Origin of the sequence: Aeromonas sp. SCS5, from assembly GCF_001887375.1 — a bacterium.
Classification (GTDB): domain Bacteria; phylum Pseudomonadota; class Gammaproteobacteria; order Enterobacterales; family Aeromonadaceae; genus Aeromonas; species Aeromonas jandaei.
This window is the reverse complement of the sequence record NZ_LFCS01000010.1, coordinates 193,509-211,510: the sequence shown is the minus strand read 5'-3', so window position 1 is coordinate 211,510 and position 18,002 is coordinate 193,509. Positions and strand designations below refer to the sequence as shown.

Annotated in this window: 15 protein-coding genes and 1 tRNA gene; 8 read left to right on the top strand and 8 right to left on the bottom strand. The window is 56.1% G+C overall.

All coding sequences use genetic code 11. From position 1 onward, the window contains the following. Nucleotides 1-215: 215 nt before the first annotated feature. From BS300_RS14905 to BS300_RS14890, 4 genes are all read right to left on the bottom strand, one after another. The gene (locus BS300_RS14905; protein ID WP_071913661.1) at nucleotides 216-2,147 is read right to left on the bottom strand and encodes a bifunctional diguanylate cyclase/phosphodiesterase; all 1,932 of its coding nucleotides are present in this window, start codon (nucleotides 2,145-2,147) and stop codon (nucleotides 216-218) included. A 24-nt stretch (nucleotides 2,148-2,171) separates the two neighbouring features. Beyond that, nucleotides 2,172-2,675 (bottom strand): molybdopterin-binding oxidoreductase, encoded by a 504-nt coding sequence (locus BS300_RS14900; protein WP_041209177.1) that lies wholly within the window; start codon nucleotides 2,673-2,675, stop codon nucleotides 2,172-2,174. 104 nt (nucleotides 2,676-2,779) lie between these two features. Then, a complete protein-coding gene (gene groL / locus BS300_RS14895; RefSeq protein WP_005341224.1) occupies nucleotides 2,780-4,414 on the bottom strand; it encodes a chaperonin GroEL in 1,635 nt (544 codons plus the stop codon). A gap of 45 nt (nucleotides 4,415-4,459) precedes the next feature. Further along, the gene (locus BS300_RS14890; RefSeq protein WP_005309514.1) at nucleotides 4,460-4,753 is read right to left on the bottom strand and encodes a co-chaperone GroES; all 294 of its coding nucleotides are present in this window, start codon (nucleotides 4,751-4,753) and stop codon (nucleotides 4,460-4,462) included. Between the two features lie 257 nt (nucleotides 4,754-5,010). Between BS300_RS14890 and BS300_RS14885 the strand changes: the two genes are divergently transcribed. Further along, the gene (locus BS300_RS14885; protein ID WP_239693835.1) at nucleotides 5,011-6,345 is read left to right on the top strand and encodes an MATE family efflux transporter; all 1,335 of its coding nucleotides are present in this window, start codon (nucleotides 5,011-5,013) and stop codon (nucleotides 6,343-6,345) included. Nucleotides 6,346-6,379: 34 nt separating this feature from the next. Here BS300_RS14885 and BS300_RS14880 read toward each other — a convergent pair whose 3' ends face one another. Next, nucleotides 6,380-6,844 carry an FxsA family protein gene (locus BS300_RS14880; protein ID WP_041209158.1) on the bottom strand — a complete coding sequence of 155 codons (465 nt, stop codon included), beginning with the start codon at nucleotides 6,842-6,844 and terminating at the stop codon, nucleotides 6,380-6,382. Nucleotides 6,845-7,287: 443 nt separating this feature from the next. Here BS300_RS14880 and aspA point away from each other — a divergent pair, with 443 nt between their 5' ends. Together aspA and BS300_RS14870 are read left to right on the top strand one after the other, a co-directional pair. Continuing rightward, on the top strand, nucleotides 7,288-8,730 hold the full coding sequence (gene aspA, locus BS300_RS14875; protein ID WP_033113944.1) for an aspartate ammonia-lyase: 1,443 nt from the start codon (nucleotides 7,288-7,290) through the stop codon (nucleotides 8,728-8,730). Nucleotides 8,731-8,859: 129 nt separating this feature from the next. Then, nucleotides 8,860-10,179 carry an anaerobic C4-dicarboxylate transporter gene (locus BS300_RS14870; protein ID WP_041209157.1) on the top strand — a complete coding sequence of 440 codons (1,320 nt, stop codon included), beginning with the start codon at nucleotides 8,860-8,862 and terminating at the stop codon, nucleotides 10,177-10,179. Nucleotides 10,180-10,727: 548 nt separating this feature from the next. Here BS300_RS14870 and tsaD read toward each other — a convergent pair. Beyond that, the gene (tsaD, locus tag BS300_RS14865; RefSeq protein WP_071913657.1) at nucleotides 10,728-11,741 is read right to left on the bottom strand and encodes a tRNA (adenosine(37)-N6)-threonylcarbamoyltransferase complex transferase subunit TsaD; all 1,014 of its coding nucleotides are present in this window, start codon (nucleotides 11,739-11,741) and stop codon (nucleotides 10,728-10,730) included. A gap of 180 nt (nucleotides 11,742-11,921) precedes the next feature. Between tsaD and rpsU the strand changes: the two genes are divergently transcribed. The 5 genes from rpsU to BS300_RS14840 all read left to right on the top strand — a co-directional run bounded on the left by rpsU (nucleotide 11,922) and on the right by BS300_RS14840 (nucleotide 16,814). Continuing rightward, the gene (rpsU, locus tag BS300_RS14860) at nucleotides 11,922-12,137 is read left to right on the top strand and encodes a 30S ribosomal protein S21 (protein ID WP_005309452.1); all 216 of its coding nucleotides are present in this window, start codon (nucleotides 11,922-11,924) and stop codon (nucleotides 12,135-12,137) included. Between the two features lie 15 nt (nucleotides 12,138-12,152). Then, nucleotides 12,153-12,596 (top strand): GatB/YqeY domain-containing protein, encoded by a 444-nt coding sequence (locus BS300_RS14855; protein ID WP_005341238.1) that lies wholly within the window; start codon nucleotides 12,153-12,155, stop codon nucleotides 12,594-12,596. An 88-nt stretch (nucleotides 12,597-12,684) separates the two neighbouring features. Then, nucleotides 12,685-14,472, top strand: coding sequence for a DNA primase (dnaG, locus tag BS300_RS14850; protein WP_071913655.1), 1,788 nt, complete (start codon nucleotides 12,685-12,687; stop codon nucleotides 14,470-14,472). Nucleotides 14,473-14,655: 183 nt separating this feature from the next. After that, the gene (rpoD, locus tag BS300_RS14845) at nucleotides 14,656-16,551 is read left to right on the top strand and encodes an RNA polymerase sigma factor RpoD (protein ID WP_263975067.1); all 1,896 of its coding nucleotides are present in this window, start codon (nucleotides 14,656-14,658) and stop codon (nucleotides 16,549-16,551) included. A 186-nt stretch (nucleotides 16,552-16,737) separates the two neighbouring features. Continuing rightward, nucleotides 16,738-16,814 (top strand) — tRNA-Ile (locus BS300_RS14840). A 165-nt stretch (nucleotides 16,815-16,979) separates the two neighbouring features. Here BS300_RS14840 and BS300_RS14835 read toward each other — a convergent pair. Next, complete coding sequence (locus tag BS300_RS14835; RefSeq protein WP_071913651.1) at nucleotides 16,980-17,534, bottom strand: cytochrome b/b6 domain-containing protein; 555 nt, start codon at nucleotides 17,532-17,534, stop codon at nucleotides 16,980-16,982. Next, nucleotides 17,515-17,889: a cytochrome b562 gene (locus tag BS300_RS14830; protein ID WP_041209147.1), complete on the bottom strand. Its 375-nt coding sequence runs from the start codon at nucleotides 17,887-17,889 to the stop codon at nucleotides 17,515-17,517. Before BS300_RS14830 ends, BS300_RS14835 begins: the two co-directional genes overlap by 20 nt. Nucleotides 17,890-18,002: the final 113 nt, after the last annotated feature.

The window sequence follows — 18,002 nt, the reverse complement described above, 5'->3', positions numbered from 1 at the left end:
TTTGCAAAGGCTTTTCGAGGTTACCGACCTGACTGTTTGCGTTGCCGCTTGCCGTGTCGATGGAGGCGCATTATAGGGAGTGAATTCGTTCTGGCAAGCGGGAATTACGCATTTCTTTGAAAAATGCAAACAGATGTTCATATAACAAACAGGAAGAGTGTTTTTTGAACCAAACCACATATCGGTGAGACCTTAACTGGCACATATCCAATCTATTAGCTGATGCATGCGATGTCAGATGGTTGTCGAGCAAGCCAAAGTTCTTCCATTTCCAGCAGGGTTTGATAAATCTTTTCTGCCTGTTCCGGTCGGCTGAAGAGATATCCCTGGCCATAGAGATGGATATCGGTCAGGGAGCGCAAGACATCCAGCTGAGCTTGTGTCTCTATCCCTTCGCACACCAAAATCTTGCCAAGCATGGAACCCATTCGGCAGATGTTGGCAACCAGCTCCGATGCTTCAAGTGAAGTATCTATCCCCTGGATGAAAGAGCGGTCGATCTTCACTTTGCTTACCGGCAACTTCTGCAAATAGCTGAGCGATGAGTAGCCAGTGCCAAAATCATCTAATGCCAGCAGCACTCCCTGCTGATTCAGATCCTGCATCAATTGCAGCGAATTTTTCACCTCCCTCATTGTGGTGTCTTCCGTGACTTCCAGCACCAGGCTTCGTGCAGGCAGATGATGTTCCATCAATGCCTTGGCAACCAGTTTCAACAAATTGCGCTGGTACATCCCTGGAGAAATGTTTACGCACATTTGCAAGTCGACGAGGCCAAGCTGGTGCCACTGATAGAGCTGCTCACAAGCGGTATTCAGCACCCAGCTGCCTACTCGCTCGGCAAGCTGAAACTCTTCAGCCACCATGATGACTTCATTGGGCGGGATGAACCCAAGCTCTGGATGGCGCCAACGCAACAATGCCTCCACCGCTTCACAGCGACCAGTCTCAAGATTGACAATGGGCTGGTAATAAAGCTCTAGCGCGTTGTGCTCCAGCGCCATGACCATGTCGGAAGCAAGATGTTTACGACGAGCAGTCTCATTGAGCAGCGAGTTATCATAGATAACGTAGGGAACATGCGTTTTGCGACTATGGAACAGAGCCTGCTCTACCCGACTCAACAGCTCTTGGGTTTTATCGCTATCAACGGGATAAAACGCTATGCCGATACCGACTTCGAGACGGAAAGGATAATTATCAAACACCATGTCCTGCTTGAGTGAATGCAATAGGCGCGCGACCAGCTCCCTGATTTGCCGCAGATCACTACTACCACGCTGGATAATTGCAAATTGATCCCCACCAAGGCGTCCACAAGACTCGCCTTCTTCACATAAAGCTTTGACTCTCTTTGCCAATTCGTTGAGCAGATAATCCCCTGTGTCATAGCCAAACTTGCTGTTGATATCCCTGAAGTCATTAATATCTACCAGCACCAGACCAAATGGCATCTCTTGTGTCGCATAGGACTCCATCATCTCGAGCAAGGCAACCCGATTTGGCAATCCGGTCAGAGGATCTCGCCGCACAGCTCTGAAATGACGCCGCCCTTCATATATAAGCAGCGCACTGAGCAAGAGTACCGAGATAACCAGACCAGATACCATCATCAGCAGAGCATTACGCAGCTGGGCAAAATGGCGATCGTTCTCTGAATAGATGTTGATGTTTTTCTGCATGACAGATGCAAGAGAATAGGAAAGTGGTTCTTGCAAAGGTGCAAGGCGCATCATGATTTGCTGGTAATCCGGAGATCCCACTTTCAACCTGGTGATATCAGCTTCCATATTGCGGATATTGCTTTCGATCAGCTGCACCAGACGCAGGGTCTTCTGCTTGTCCTCCATGCTCTTGCGCAATTGGCCGCTAAGCAAGATTGGGGTTCGACTCCAGAGAATGTCATAACGCAGCATCAGGGCTTCGTGGTCGATGCCACCGTAGTGGTAAACCTCGACACTATTCAGAAACCGCCCCAACTCTAGCTGCAATTGCATCAATGCCCAGGAGACATCATAGGTGTACTTCTCCATGACTCGGGTCGCATTCTGGATCTGAACCAGAGAATAGAGAGTACTTCCCGTAAACAACAGGATGAAAAAATAAAGAGTGGCGACAAGTGGCCAGGCTTTGGTCTTTTCCTTCACCCCATACTCCTGAGCAATAAACGATTAATGCTGGATATCAACCGAGCTGAGCTGCCAGATCATCATGTCGGTATATTCGGAGCGTTTCAATTCCGGATGTTGATCAAGTGGCAGCATAAACCAGAGCGGCCCCTTGTCGCGCACCTTCATGACTACACCATCGTCCTCCCAGGCAAGGATGGGCTCATAGCGTTTGACCTTGTCCCAGTTGATACGGATCTGGTAGCTATTGAGTGCAGTCAGGGTAATGGAATTGCCATCATCAGCCCCTACAGCCGCCAGTACATCAGCCAGTTTGGGCCCACGATACTTGTGGGGCTTATCGACCCAAGGATTGCCGGTCACGATCTCGTGCTGTGGCAGTGCCTGCAACATGGCAAGGTCAAACTGCGCAACGCCATCAACGGTCTCTGCCGCTTTAACATTGCCTGTCACCTTTAGAATCACGGGCCCTGCAGGCGTCCCCAATGCCAGTACGGAAAAGCTTGCCAAGGAAAAAAGCAAAGAAATCAAACCCAGTTTTTTCATACCCACCTCCAAATAACATCCTTATCAACAACTCTCAGTTTAGCCGGATAAAAAAAAACGGCCCGCCAAAGCGAGCCGTTTCTCAAACAGAGCCGGGATGATGATTACATCATGCCCATGCCGCCCATGCCACCCATATCAGGCATAGCCGGAGCATCTTTCTTCGGCAGCTCGGTGACCATGCACTCGGTGGTGATCATCAGACCGGCGATGGAAGAGGCGAACTGCAGTGCAGAGCGGGTTACCTTGGTCGGATCCAGGATACCCATGGTCAGCATGTCGCCATACTGCTCGGTGTAAGCGTTGTAACCGAAATTGCCTTCGCCGTTCTTCACTGCGTTGGCGATGACGGAAGCTTCTTCACCGGCGTTGATGACGATTTGACGCAGCGGGGCTTCCATGGCGCGCAGGGCAACCTTGATACCGACGTTTTGGTCTTCGTTGTCACCGCGCAGGCCAGCCAGTTTGGCTGCAACGCGAACCAGCGCCACACCACCACCGGCAACCACGCCCTCTTCAACAGCAGCACGGGTAGCATGCAGAGCATCTTCTACGCGAGCTTTCTTCTCTTTCATCTCGACTTCGGTAGCAGCACCGACCTTGATCACGGCAACGCCGCCAGCCAGCTTGGCTACGCGCTCTTGCAGCTTCTCACGGTCGTAGTCGGAGGAAGTCTCTTCGATCTGCTGACGGATCTGGGCAACACGGCCTTCGATCACGCCTGCATCACCCACGCCATCGATGATGGTGGTGTTCTCTTTGGTGATGACGATGCGCTTGGCACGACCCAGATCTTCCAGAGTCGCTTTTTCCAGCTCCATGCCAACTTCTTCGGAGATGACGGTACCGCCAGTCAGTACGGCGATATCCTGCAGCATGGCCTTGCGACGGTCACCGAAGCCCGGCGCCTTGACGGCAGCCACTTTCACGATGCCACGCATGGTGTTGACCACCAGAGTCGCCAGGGCTTCGCCCTCTACGTCTTCGGCAACGATCAGCAGCGGTTTGCCCGCTTTGGCAACACCTTCCAGCACCGGCAGCATTTCGCGGATGTTGGAGACTTTCTTGTCAACCAGCAGGATGAACGGATCGTCCAGCTCGACAGAACCAGTTTCCTGTTTGTTGATGAAGTACGGAGAGAGGTAGCCGCGGTCGAACTGCATACCTTCAACAACAGCCAGCTCATCTTCCAGACCCTGACCATCTTCAACGGTGATGACGCCATCGCGACCCACTTTATCCATGGCTTCGGCAATCAGCTTGCCCACTTTCTCGTCGGAGTTGGCGGAGATGGTGCCCACCTGAGCGATGGCATTGCTGTCGGCACACGGCTGGGATAGTGCCTGCAGCTCGGCAACGGCAGCCACAACTGCCTTGTCGATACCGCGCTTCAGATCCATCGGGTTCATACCGGCGGCAACGGCTTTCAGACCTTCGTTGACGATAGCCTGAGCCAGAACGGTTGCAGTGGTAGTACCGTCACCCGCAGCGTCGTTCGCTTTGGAAGCCACTTCCTTGACCATCTGGGCGCCCATGTTCTGGAATTTGTCTTCCAGCTCGATCTCGCGCGCAACGGACACACCATCTTTGGTGATAGTCGGGGCACCGAAGGACTTGTCCAGTACCACGTTGCGGCCTTTCGGGCCCAGAGTAACCTTGACGGCATCAGCCAGGATGTTCACACCTTCCAGCATCTTGATGCGGGCTTCGTTACCAAACTTAACGTCTTTAGCAGCCATTTTTGTTCAATCCTTTCAATCAATTCGGAGAAAAGTGGGGATGGATTACTCTTCGACAATCGCCAGAATATCGGTCTCGGACAGGATCAGCACATCCTGACCATCCAGCTTCTCAGTTTTCACGCCGTAGCCTTCGTTGAAGATAACCTTGTCGCCAACCTTGACGGCCAGCGCTTTGACATCACCATTATCCAGGATTCGACCAGTCCCCACGGCAAGCACTTCACCACGGGTGGACTTTTGAGCCGCAGTACCAGTCAGTACGATACCACCAGCGGATTTGGCTTCAGCTTCGATGCGCTTGATGATGACGCGGTCGTGCAGTGGACGAATTTTCATCGATAACTCTCCCAAAATGAGTCTCATTGTTGCTTTGAGGAATGGCCGTTCCAGGCCAAATCGGATATGTCCCTGATGTGGGGTGAGGTTGCTAACCCTTCAAGGGCAAATACAAAAAAAATTTTTTCACGTACTATAAACACCTTCGATTGTTCGCCCCTGTTCTCTTCGCGAACTTCGCTGGCAGCGCCAGCCCAGTTATCAGCCCAGCTCTTCGAGCAAGATGTAGAGACGATCCCTTGACCCGCATCAATCCCATGCTGACAGCACCTATCCCTGTCGTACTGCGTCAGATGACGGGCCCCATGATCCTCGGCATCGTCGCCATTCTGGCCTTCAATCTGGTCGATACCTTTTTTATCGGCATGCTGGGCACTGAAGCGCTGGCGGCCATCAGCTTTACCTTTCCGGTCACCTTCGTGGTCACCTCGCTCGCCATGGGGTTGGGAGCCGGCCTCTCGGCGGTGATCGGTCATGCATTGGGACAGGGCAAGCATGAAGAGGCGGCCCACCTCGCCACCGATAGCCTGTTTCTGGCGGTGATTCTGGTCACCCTGCTCTCGGCAGGGGGCGCCCTCACCATCAAACCGCTCTTTACCCTGCTGGGTGCCAGTGCCGAACTTATCTCCCTTATCCACGACTACATGCTGATCTGGTATCTCACCGTACCCATGCTGGTGCTGCCCATGGTGGGCAACTCCGCCATCCGCGCCACCGGCGATACCAAGACGCCCAGCCTCGTCATGACAGTTGCCGGTCTGGTCAACGGCATGCTGGATCCGCTGCTTATCTTCGGCATCGGCCCCTTCCCCGAGTGGGGGATCCGGGGTGCCGCCATCGCCACCTCCATCTCATGGCTGATGGCCATGCTGGTGAGCCTCTACATCCTGCGTCATCGGGAAGGGTTGCTGCTGTGGCGCCTCTCGCCGCGCGTCCGGCTGCTCTACCACTGGCGGGCACTGCTTCATGTCGCCATCCCCGCCTCTTTTACCAACATGCTCAATCCGTTGGCCAATGCGGTATTGATGACGATTTTTGCCGGTCTGGGAACAGAAGTGGTGGCGGCTTACGGCGCCGCATCGCGGGTCGAGGCTCTGCTGCTGATCGTGATGATGGCGCTCGCCTCCGTGCTGGCCCCTTTTATCTCGCAAAACTGTGGCGCCGGCAATCCGGCCCGGGCCAAGGCCGCGCTTCAGAGCAGCATGCGCTTTGCCCTGCTGTTCCAGCTGGCCATCTATGGCCTCACCTGGCTGCTGGCACCACTCATCGCCAACCTGTTCAGCGACCATCCACAGGTGATCCGCCTCATCATCCTCTATCTGCATCTGGTACCGATCGGATATGGCTTTCAGGGGATGGTGATGCTGCTGGCCTCAGCGCTCAATGGCGTGCGGGCATCGAGCATCTCGTTCTTGTTCAACGGCTTGCGGCTGTTTGGCTTTTTACTGCCAGGAGCCTGGCTAGGCGCCAGGTGGGGGGGAGAACAGGGGATATATCTGGGGATCTTGCTAGCCAATCTGGCGGCGGGCACCCTCGCATGGTGGTATGCCCGACACCGCTTCGAGGCGTTGTGCCATCAGGGCAAACCCTGATTCAGTCACTCGCCTCGGGTTTTCGTCTCGTCGATTACTCTTTGCGCTCAAACTCGCCTTCGATGGTGGTGCCCCCCTGCTTCGGATGATCGTCGAGGGATTGCTCAAACGGCGATTGAGTACGCTGGAACCCCCCCATCTGCATCCGGAACTGGTTGCTGCCGATCAGCTTGTCGGCCAGCTTGTTACGCAGCCAGGGCTGCAGCAGCAGGATCCCGAAAAAGTCAGTGACAAAACCCGGGATGATCAGCAGCAGACCGGCCAGCGCCAGCATCATGCCACCCATCACCTCGCGGCCCGGCATCTCGCCCTGCTGCATCTTCTGCTGGGCACTGAACAGGGTCTTGAGCCCTTCACTGCGCACCAGAGAAGAGCCCAGAATGGCGGTCAGGATGAGCAAGCCGACGGTCGGCAGCGCTCCAATCACAGAACCGACCTCGATCATCACGGTGAGCTCCAGTACCACCAGACCCACCAACAGCAGAAACAGCTTGCCCATATAAGCTCCACAACCAGTCAAATGTGAGAAAAAGTGGTCCCGCGAACCGGGAGCTGCACACGATGTTCAGACGCGCGAGTCACCACTTCCTACCCCCAATAAATGGGGGCCAACCCGCCCATTTCAAGCCACCCAAATGACCCCCTCATCAACCAGACGCTAAAAAATCAGCAAAAAATTACAAATTTTTATAAAAATCATGGTGATAAATCATGTACAACATATGTGTACATTCATCAAAGGAATTTGAAGATGTCACCAGATTAGTGATCCAGCTCTAATAACCGATACCTCAATTGGAGTAGTATGTTGATTAGTTATTAGGGAGGTCACACTCCCAATCGCCCCACTCGGTGTGTGGTGCTTCAGGATGAGCTGTGCGCAAGGAACTCGCGACCACTCGGTGAGGATTTTTCCATTTATCTGATTTCTGAGGCATTACAATGAGCGACATCAAGAACGTCCGCATTGAAGAAGACTTGCTGGGCACTAAAGAAGTTTCCAATGATCTCTACTACGGTGTGCACACCCTGCGCGCTGTCGAGAACTTCAAGATCAGCTCTCAGAAGATTTCTGACGTTCCGGAATTCGTACGTGGCATGGTGCTGACCAAGAAGGCCGCTGCGCTGGCCAACGGCGAGCTCGGTACCATCCGTCCTGAAATTGCAGACAAGATCGTGGAAGCCTGCGACCTGATGCTGAACACCGGCAAGTGCTTCGACCAGTTCCCGGTCGACGTTTACCAGGGCGGTGCCGGTACCTCCGTCAACATGAACACCAACGAAGTGCTGGCCAACATCGCACTGGAGATCATGGGTCTGGAGAAAGGTCGTTACGACGTCATCAACCCGAACGATCACGTCAACAAGTGCCAGTCCACCAACGATGCCTACCCCACCGGTTTCCGCGTTGCTGTTGTAAACAGCACCGACGTGACCCTGCATGCCCTGGAAGCGCTGATCGCCGCTTTCGACGTCAAGGCTAACGAGTTCAAGAAGATCCTGAAGATGGGCCGTACCCAGCTGCAGGACGCCGTGCCGATGACCCTGGGTCAGGAGTTCCACGCATTCGCCGTGACCCTGCGCGAAGAGATCAAATCCATCAAGCGTTGCCAGGAGCTGCTGCTGGAAGTGAACCTGGGCGCTACCGCCATCGGTACCGGCCTGAACACTCCGCCCGAGTACTCTGCACTGGCCATCAAGCGTCTGGCCGAGATCACCGGCCGTGCCTATGTACCGGCTGAAGACCTGATCGAAGCGACCTCCGACTGCGGCGCCTACGTCATGCTGCACGGCGCCATCAAGCGTCTGGCCATGAAGCTCTCCAAGATCTGTAACGACCTGCGTCTGCTCTCCTCCGGCCCGCGCACTGCCCTGAAAGAGATCAACCTGCCGGAAATGCAGGCTGGTTCCTCCATCATGCCGGCCAAGGTCAACCCGGTTATCCCGGAAGTGGTCAACCAGTCCTGCTTCAAGGTATTCGGTAACGACATCACCATCACCTTCGCCGCCGAAGCCGGTCAGCTGCAGCTGAACGTCATGGAGCCGGTGATTGGTCAGGCAATGTTCGAATCCCTGAGCCTGATGGAAAAAGCCTGTATCTCCCTGCGCGAGAAGTGCGTGGAAGGTATCACCGCCAACCCGGAAATCTGCATGAACCACGTGCTGAACTCCATCGGTATCGTGACCTACCTGAACCCCTTCATCGGTCACCACGAAGGGGACATCGTTGGCAAGATCTGCGCCCAGACCGGCAAGAACGTACGTGAAGTCGTACTGGAGCGCGGCCTGCTGAGCGCCGAGCAGCTGGACGAGATCCTCTCCATCGAGAACCTGATGAACCCGCAATACAAGGCCAAGCGTTTCACTCGCGAAACCACTGTATAAGCGACGCATGGGCCGGGATCTTCCCGGCCCATTTAAAGTCAGTTCCCGATTGGTCTTTATCCCCAGCCCGATCGGGAATTGGCTTTTTGCCAAATAAAAACCAAAAAACTAAAAAATGGAGTTATCGCTATGATTGGAATCGAGTTACTTGTCGTGCTCGCCGCTATCTATCTGGGCGCCCGGATAGGCAGCATCGGCATCGGCTTTGCCGGTGGTCTGGGGGTTCTGGTCCTGACCTGGGGCCTCGGGGTGCAGATCCCGAGCGACCAGCTGGTCACCTACATCCCCTGGGATGTGATCATGATCATTGCGTCCGTCATTTGCGCCATCGCCTGTATGCAACTGGCTGGCGGGATGGACTATCTGGTCTCCCTGGCTGAAAAAGCGCTGCGCAAGAACCCCAAATACATCACCTTCGCCGCCCCGGTCGTCACCTATCTGATGACCATGCTGGCCGGTACCGGTCACACCGCCTTCTCCACCCTGCCGGTTATCGCAGAAGTGGCCAAAGAGCAGGGGATCCGCCCGTCCCGTCCGCTCTCCATCGCGGTGGTAGCCTCCCAGATCGCCATCACAGCCTCCCCGATCTCTGCCGCTGTGGTTGCCTTCTCCGGCATGCTCGAGCCGTTCGGTGTTGACTACCTGACCCTGCTGGCCATCTGCATCCCCTCCACCTTCCTGGCCTGTATCCTGGGTGCCTTCATCGCCAACATGATGGGCAAGCCGCTGGAACAGGACGAAGTCTATCTGGAGCGTAAAGCCAAGGGCCAGATCAAGCTGCGCGGCACCAGCCAGCTGGAAATCAAACCCTACGCCAAGCTGTCCGTCTGGATCTTCATCGCCGCCATCGTGGCCGTGATGGCCTATGCCACCGCGATCTCCGGTAAAGTTGGCCTGATCACCAACCCGCCGATCCCCCGCGATGGCGCCATCATGGGCATCATGCTGGCCGCTGCCACCATCATGACTCTGGTGTGCAAACTGGACGCCACTCAAGTGACCAACATGCCGACCTTCAAGTCCGGTATGTCCGCCTGTATCTGCGTACTGGGTGTGGCCTGGCTGGGTAACGTCTTCGTGAAAGGCAACATGGACACCATCCAGCTGATCGCTGGCGACCTGCTGAACCAGTACTCCTGGCTGCTGGCCGTGGTGCTGTTCTTCGCCGCCATGCTGCTCTACTCACAGGGTGCAACCACCAAGGCCCTGATGCCTGCCGCTCTGGCACTGGGTGTCAGCCCGCTGACCGCCATCGCCTCTTTCGCGGCCGTGAGCGCCCTGTTCGTACTGCCGACCTACCCGACCCTGCTGGCCGCGGTAGAGATGGACGACACCGGCTCAACCCGCATCGGCAAAGCCGTGTTCAACCACCCCTTCTTTATCCCCGGCACCGCCACCATCGCGATTGCCGTGGCGCTGGGCTTCTTCTTCGGCGGCATCATGCTGTAATCGCATCGCCTGTCGATCGCCAATCAAAAATCCCCGCCAGCTGGCGGGGATTTTTTTGCGCCTCTCTCAGACACTGGCTGCTGATAGCGGAACCGTCGTGCCAGATTCCGTATCAACCGCAGTCAAACGCATCAGATACCCGTGCATGGCGTCACACCGCGCCGTCACCTCCCTCTCTTCACCTCTTTATCATCAGGCGCGTTCTGGCGGCACTCTGTGGGCGCAGGCATCTATCAGGATCGGGCGATGGCGAGCTGACGGTAATAAAGGACGAAAACAGAGCCGCAGGCAGGAGCTGGCAAAGGCATAAGGAAAAATGAGGTCATTTAGCCAAAATACATAAATTTAATTTATAGCGCGGCATGGATGCCAACAGTGGGCTTGAGGGGGTGACCGCAGACGCAGCGGAGGGATCTTCCGATCCACAAGGAGTAATCAGGCAGGCCGTGGCGCAGCAATAAAAATGCCCCGGACAGGCTCCCGTCTTCGCAGAGAGCATGCCCGGGGCATCTCACATCACTGGCCCGCTAAGGGCAGGATCCTCAGGATCAGACCGGATCCAGGGTATCCAATGGCCAGCGCGGCACGGCCTTGACCGCCAGCGGCTCGAACACGCCCGCCTTCAGACGCTGCATGCCGGCATAGGCGATCATGGCGCCGTTATCAGTGCAATATTCGGTGCGCGGATAGAACACCTCGCCCTTGAGGCTCTCCATCAGCTCGGCCAGCTGGGCGCGCAGGTGACGGTTGGCACTGACACCACCGGCCACCACCAGACGCTTGAGGCCGGTCTCTTTCAAGGCTCGACGGCACTTGATGGCCAGGGTATCGACCACCGCATCTTCAAACGCACGGGCGATATCGGCGCGGGTTTGCTCATCATCACCGTTGGCAGCGATGGTGTTGGCGGCAAAGGTCTTGAGGCCGGAGAAGCTCATGTCGAGCCCGGGGCGATCAGTCATGGGACGGGGGAAGTGGAAGCGTCCGGTGGTGCCCTTCTCGGCCAGACGGGAGAGGAGAGGGCCGCCCGGATAGTCCAGCCCCATCAGCTTGGCGGTCTTGTCGAACGCCTCGCCGGCGGCATCATCGATGGATTCGCCCAGCAGCTGGTAGCTGCCGATGCCATCGACCCGCACCAGCATGGAGTGGCCACCGGAGACCAGCAGCGCCACGAAGGGGAACTCGGGGGCCTTCTCTTCCAGCATGGGCGCCAGCAGGTGACCTTCCATATGGTGGACGGCGATAGCCGGCTTGTTCCACGCCATCGCCAGTGAACGGCCGATGGTGGCCCCCACCAGAATGGCGCCAACCAGACCCGGCCCCGCGGTATAGGCGATGCCATCGATGTCATCCTTGCCCAGCCCCGCCTCCCGCAATGCGGCCTGGATCAACGGGATCGTCTTGCGAACATGATCCCGACTGGCGAGCTCGGGGACAACGCCACCGTAGTCCGCATGCAGCCTGACCTGGCTATATAACTGGTGGGAAAGGATCCCTTTTTGATCGTCGAAGATCGCGATCCCGGTTTCGTCACAGGATGTCTCTATGCCCAATACACGCATTGCTAAAAATTTTCACTGCTAAAATGAGACGGCTATGGTAACCTTCGCGGGTTTTTTAAACCAGAGCGATCTCTGCGGGTTTACTTTCATTCCCTGTCCAGAGTATAATTTCGCACCATTTTAAGTCATGCTGATCGATTGAAGGTCAGCTAACAATTTTATCACTGAGGTGAAAGGCACATGCCAGTAATCAAAGTCCGTGAAAATGAGCCGTTTGACGTTGCTCTGCGTCGCTTCAAGCGTTCTTGCGAAAAAGCCGGTATCCTGTCCGAAGTTCGTAGCCGTGAGTTCTACGAGAAGCCGACTACCATTCGTAAGCGCGCCAAAGCGTCTGCCGTTAAGCGTCACGCCAAGAAGCTGTCTCGCGAAAACGCACGTCGTATCCGCCTGTACTAATCAAGGGATCATGCCGTGTCTCTGAAGGATCAACTCAAGGATCAGCAAAAGCTCGCCATGCTTGCCAAAGACAAGCCGCGGTTGGGCGCTATCCGGTTGTTGATGGCAGAAATCAAGCAGCGTGAAGTCGATACCCGTGTCGAGCTCAATGATGAGGATATCCTCGCTGTCGTGACCAAGATGGTCAAACAGCGCCGCGATTCCATCAGCCAATTTGAAGCTGCCGGTCGCCAGGATCTCGCCGACAAAGAGTCCGCCGAGATCGTTGTGCTGCAGGAGTTCCTGCCTCAACAACTGACCGCAGACGAAATTGCCGCCCTGATCGAGCAAGCCATCGCCGAGAGCGGTGCTGCCGTCATGGCTGACATGGGTAAAGTCATGGCTGTCTTGAAGCCAAAAATTCAGGGTCGTGCCGATGTCGGCGCCGTCAGTGCTCAGGTGAAAACCCGCTTGGCGTAACAGGCAAACTCTTGTTTGGTCGAAGAAGCCGTGCTTCCTTGTGAATGCGCGGCTTTTTTATTTTCTATCGCAGTGAAACAGGACGGTTATGGCAGGCAGGATCCCCCAATCCTTTATCGACGATCTGCTCGCACGCACAGACATAGTCGAGCTGATCGACTCGCGAGTGCGGCTGAAAAAAGCCGGTAAGAACTACCAGGCTTGCTGCCCTTTTCATAACGAAAAAAGCCCCTCTTTTACCGTCAGCCAGGAGAAGCAGTTCTATCACTGTTTCGGCTGTGGCGCCCACGGCAACGCCATCGGCTTTGTCATGGAGTATGACGGCCTCGAATTCCCCGACGCCATCGAAGAGCTCGCCAGCCAGCAGGGCATGCAGGTGCCCCGCGAGCAGAGCAGCGGCGGATCTGGCCATAGCCAGCCAGCCGTCAGCAAGGATCTGTTCGAGCTGATGAACCAGATCGCCCGCTTCTACGAGAGCAATCTCAAGAGTGCTCCCCATGCGGTGGAGTACCTCAAGGGACGCGGACTAACCGGTGAAGTGGTCAAACGCTTCAACATCGGTTATGCCCCAAGCGATTGGGATCAGGTGCGTCGCCGCTTTGGTGCCAGCCGGGATCACGAACAGCTGCTTATCTCGGGTGGCATGCTGATCACTCGTGAGAGTGGCGGTGGCAGCTACGATCGTTTCCGCGATCGCATCATGTTCCCGATCCGTGACAAGCGCGGCCGGGTCATCGGCTTCGGTGGCCGGGTGCTGGGTGACGGCACCCCCAAATACCTCAACTCGCCGGAAACCCCGATTTTCCATAAAGGGCGGGAGCTGTTCGGCCTCTATGAGGTCAAGCAGGCACACAAGGATCCACGCCGGATCCTGGTGGTTGAGGGCTACATGGACGTGGTGGCGCTCGGACAGTACGACATCGACTATGCGGTGGCGGCACTGGGTACCGCGACCACCAGTGATCACATCCATACCCTGTTTCGTACCACCGCCGAGGTGGTCTGCTGCTACGACGGCGACAACGCCGGTCGTGAAGCCGCGTGGCGGGCGCTGGATAACGCCCTCCCCCATCTGCAGGATGGCCGCGAACTCAAATTCGTGTTCCTGCCCGATGGAGAGGATCCCGACTCGCTGGTACGCCAGATCGGCAAGGAGGGCTTTGAAGCCCTGCTCGATGAAGCCCAGCCGTTCGCCGACTTCATGTTCGAGCGTCTCGGTCGCGACGCGGCGCTCTCCGGTGAAGCGGGCAAGTTTGAAGTGGCCAACAAGGCCGCAGAACTTATCCGCCGCGTGCCGGAAGGGTTCACCCGTGAGGGGCTGATCACCCGCCTCTCCAGCATGATGCGCTGGGGTGAGAACAAGCAGCGAATTGCCGAGCTCTTTGCCCGCAACAGCCAACCCAAGGCCGAGGTCAACAAGCCCAAGGCAGCCAAACTTACCCCGCTGCGCCGGGCACTGGCCCTGATGGTTCAATACCCGGCCGTGACGGCAGAGCTACCGGCAATGCCGGAGCTGGCGGGTTTGCGCTTGCAAGGGATTACCTTCCTGCTGCAGCTGCATCAGCAGATCCTGGCACAGCCCGGTATCACTACCGGCATCCTGCTGGAGCACTGGCGCGGCACCAAAGAGGGGGAAATCCTCGCCCAGCTGGCAATGCACGACCTGTTCGAGGAGATCAAACTCGATCAGGAGCCGGATATTCTGGGAGAGTTGCAGGATACCTTCGTCGGTTTCATCAACCTGTTTCTGAAACAACGGATCGAAGAATTGCAGGCCAAAGTGGCTCAGGAAGGACTAAGCTCCGAAGAAACCCAAGAGTTGATGATGCTGATCAGAGAGGTGCAAATTGAGAAAAGAAATGAGAGTGGGGCTTGATATTTGAGTGATTAGTCCCAATATGGATAGCGTTGCCCGAATCGACGGGATGAAAAGCAAAAATTTTATAACCGCCTGGCCCCGACAATACTGCGGGCAGGGGTTTCTCATGACCGACGCCGCAACCAGACATAGCATGTCTGGCGGTTTTCTATTAGAATTGGCTATTTGCGCAGCAGCGCACTGTACGCGCAACCTAGCAGCACCAACCGGATGAGTTCTATGGAGCAAACCCCGCAGTCTCAGCTTAAACTCCTCGTTGCCAAAGGTAAAGAACAGGGCTACCTGACCTATGCCGAGGTGAACGATCACCTCCCGCAAGATATTGTCGATTCAGACCAGATCGAAGACATCATTCAGATGATCAACGATATGGGCATTCAAGTGGTTGAAAACGCTCCGGATGCCGATGACTTGATCATGGCTGAAGGGGGTACCGCCGATGAGGACGCTGCCGAAGCAGCGGCCCAGGCTCTGGCATCTGTTGAATCCGAGATTGGTCGCACGACCGATCCCGTCCGCATGTACATGCGGGAAATGGGTACTGTCGAACTGCTGACCCGCGAAGGCGAAATCGACATCGCCAAGCGTATCGAAGACGGTATCAACCAGGTACAAAGCTCCGTAGCGGAGTACCCGGAAGCCATCACTTACCTGCTCGAACAGTACGACAAGTACGAAGCCGAGCAGCTGCGTCTCTCCGACATCATCTCCGGTTTTATCGATCCGAACGATACCGAAGATATGGCGCCGACCGCCACTCACATCGGTTCCGAACTCAGCGAGGATGACCTGGCTGACGAAGACGAAGATGAAGACGAAGATGAAGACGAAGACGGTGACAACTCTGACGATGACGGTGACGGTGGTCCGGATCCGGAAGTCGCTCGCGAGAAGTTCGCCGAACTGCGCGCCCAGTATGAAGTGACCCGCCTCTCCATTCAGAAGAATGGTCGCGCGCACGATGATACCCAGGCCGCCATCGCCCAGCTGGCCGATGTGTTCCGTCAATTCCGCCTGATGCCCAAGCAGTTCGATCGCCTGGTCAACAACATGCGCGAAATGATGGAGCGGGTTCGCGTGCAGGAACGCATTATCATGAAACTCTGCGTTGAGCAGGCCAAGATGCCGAAGAAAACCTTCGTCGCGGCCTTCACCAACAACGAGTGCGAAACAGCCTGGTTTGAATACCAGAAGCAGGCTGGTAAAGCCTGGTCTCCCCGTCTGATGGAGATGGATGAAGAGGTGCAGCGCGCCATCGGCAAACTGCAGCAGATCGAAGAAGAGACCGGTCTGTCGATTGCCCAGATCAAGGATATCAACCGTCGCATGAGCATCGGTGAGGCCAAGGCCCGCCGTGCGAAGAAAGAGATGGTTGAGGCCAACTTGCGTCTGGTTATCTCCATCGCCAAGAAGTACACCAACCGCGGTCTGCAGTTCCTCGATCTGATCCAGGAAGGCAACATCGGTCTGATGAAGGCGGTAGACAAGTTTGAATACCGTCGTGGCTACAAGTTCTCGACCTATGCAACCTGGTGGATTCGTCAGGCCATTACCCGCTCCATCGCGGATCAGGCCCGTACCATCCGTATCCCGGTACACATGATCGAGACCATCAACAAGCTCAACCGTATCTCCCGTCAAATGCTGCAGGAGATGGGTCGTGAACCGAACCCGGAAGAGCTGGCCATGCGCATGGGCATGCCGGAAGACAAGATCCGCAAGGTACTGAAAATCGCCAAAGAGCCTATCTCCATGGAGACGCCTATCGGTGATGATGAAGATTCCCACTTGGGCGACTTCATCGAAGATACCACTCTGGCTCTGCCGGCCGATGCAGCCACCAGCGAAAGCCTGCGCAACGCTACCCGCGAAGTGCTGGCCGGTCTGACTGCTCGCGAAGCCAAGGTGCTGCGGATGCGTTTCGGTATCGACATGAACACCGACCACACCCTCGAGGAAGTGGGCAAGCAGTTCGACGTTACCCGTGAGCGTATTCGTCAGATTGAAGCCAAGGCACTGCGCAAACTGCGCCACCCGAGCCGCTCGGAAGTGCTACGCAGCTTCCTGGACGAATAGTCCTGACCCTGTGCCAACCAGCTTGCCAAAGCCCCGCTATGCGGGGCTTTGTTTTGTCTGGCATTTACCCTTGCGACCCGCTTTGCCCCCTCTATCAAGCTGGACAATTAGTCGCCAAGTGGTTGATATGCCTATAGACTGCCCTTTCCTCTTCCCCTATAATCCACGCCGCTAAACGCACAATTTGGCCCCTTAGCTCAGTTGGTCAGAGCAGTCGACTCATAATCGATTGGTCGTGGGTTCAAGTCCCCCAGGGGCCACCAAATTGAAAAAGGCCGCTCATCATGAGCGGCCTTTTTGCATCTGCGGATCGGGCAGTGTCCAGTGATGAGATCGATGAGGCCATAAGAAAAGACCCGCCATTGGCGGGTCTGGACAGGTTCCGGATCAGGCACCTCAAGCGAGAGCAAGGAGCCTAATGCTGAGCCTCAGGTCTGCTCGTCGCGACACTGGTTCGAGGCATGACGGGGAAGCGAGGGCAGCATCCGGATCACCAGACTGCTGCGCTGACGCCATGAGGTGAACCCAATGGCCAGCAGATGCAGTGCGATCATGCCCTGCAGTGCCCAGGTGCACCAGACGTGCCAGTCATCAGCCCCCAGATCAAACCCCATCTCGGTATTCTGGAACCAGCCGGTACCGGCAGTTGCCAGCACCAGCAGCCAGAGCGCCCATACCGCCAACTTGCCGCTGCCGTGATGGCCCGGAGCCGGCGGCAACCGTTCACGCATCTCGTGGATCTGCTGGCGAAAATCCTCACCTTTGGGGATAAGGGCGCCCAGGCGGGCGTAGCCACGGGCAAAGGTGAGCCCCCAGAGCAAACGCACGGAGACCAGCGCGATAGCCGTATAACCGAGCCACTCGTGCCAATCCTCTCCCGCCTCATTGAGCCAGAGATTGCCGATACAGATGGCCGCCACACCCCAATGGGTCAGGCGAACCACTGCATCCCAGCGAAAGGGATCACCCTTTTTGCTTGGCATACTTGTGATACTCCTTCTTCAGGTCGTTGACCTTGGCCAGGTGCTCGCGCGCCTTGGCTTCGTCACCGGCCTTGAGTGCAGCCAGGCTGGCATCCAGCTCGGTCTGTACCTCATTCATGCCCTCGAGGAACTTCTCCTTCTTGGCGGCAGGCATGTTCTTCTGCTTGGCGATGTCGAGCTGAGCCTTCATCTCGTTGATGTGCTTCTCCATGGTAGCCGCATCATCAGCCTTGACCGCCTGCTTGTAGTTGAAGCCAATCTTCTTCATCGGCTGTTCCAGATCGCCAGCCATGGCAGGTAACGCGATCAGACCGAACATCAGGGGCAGCAGCAGGGGGCGAACAGTTTTCAACATGGGATTTCCTTATATAACAACATGCTCAAATTATTAGGGTCACCTATGAATCCAAACAGGAATTCATCACCAGCATAATGCCATGACTCATGGTGAAGCGTTTGTGAAAAATG

What these genes read in the sequence shown, in the direction of transcription:
- BS300_RS14870 (WP_041209157.1), top strand. Translation starts at nt 8,860, where the DNA reads ATGATTGGAATCGAGTTACTTGTCGTGCTCGCCGCTATCTATCTGGGC.
- groL (WP_005341224.1), bottom strand. Translation starts at nt 4,414, where the DNA reads ATGGCTGCTAAAGACGTTAAGTTTGGTAACGAAGCCCGCATCAAGATG.
- BS300_RS14835 (WP_071913651.1), bottom strand. Translation starts at nt 17,534, where the DNA reads ATGCCAAGCAAAAAGGGTGATCCCTTTCGCTGGGATGCAGTGGTTCGC.
- aspA (WP_033113944.1), top strand. Translation starts at nt 7,288, where the DNA reads ATGAGCGACATCAAGAACGTCCGCATTGAAGAAGACTTGCTGGGCACT.
- dnaG (WP_071913655.1), top strand. Translation starts at nt 12,685, where the DNA reads ATGGCAGGCAGGATCCCCCAATCCTTTATCGACGATCTGCTCGCACGC.
- BS300_RS14885 (WP_239693835.1), top strand. Translation starts at nt 5,011, where the DNA reads ATGCTGACAGCACCTATCCCTGTCGTACTGCGTCAGATGACGGGCCCC.
- tsaD (WP_071913657.1), bottom strand. Translation starts at nt 11,741, where the DNA reads ATGCGTGTATTGGGCATAGAGACATCCTGTGACGAAACCGGGATCGCG.
- BS300_RS14900 (WP_041209177.1), bottom strand. Translation starts at nt 2,675, where the DNA reads ATGAAAAAACTGGGTTTGATTTCTTTGCTTTTTTCCTTGGCAAGCTTT.
- BS300_RS14890 (WP_005309514.1), bottom strand. Translation starts at nt 4,753, where the DNA reads ATGAAAATTCGTCCACTGCACGACCGCGTCATCATCAAGCGCATCGAA.
- BS300_RS14880 (WP_041209158.1), bottom strand. Translation starts at nt 6,844, where the DNA reads ATGGGCAAGCTGTTTCTGCTGTTGGTGGGTCTGGTGGTACTGGAGCTC.
- rpsU (WP_005309452.1), top strand. Translation starts at nt 11,922, where the DNA reads ATGCCAGTAATCAAAGTCCGTGAAAATGAGCCGTTTGACGTTGCTCTG.
- BS300_RS14830 (WP_041209147.1), bottom strand. Translation starts at nt 17,889, where the DNA reads ATGTTGAAAACTGTTCGCCCCCTGCTGCTGCCCCTGATGTTCGGTCTG.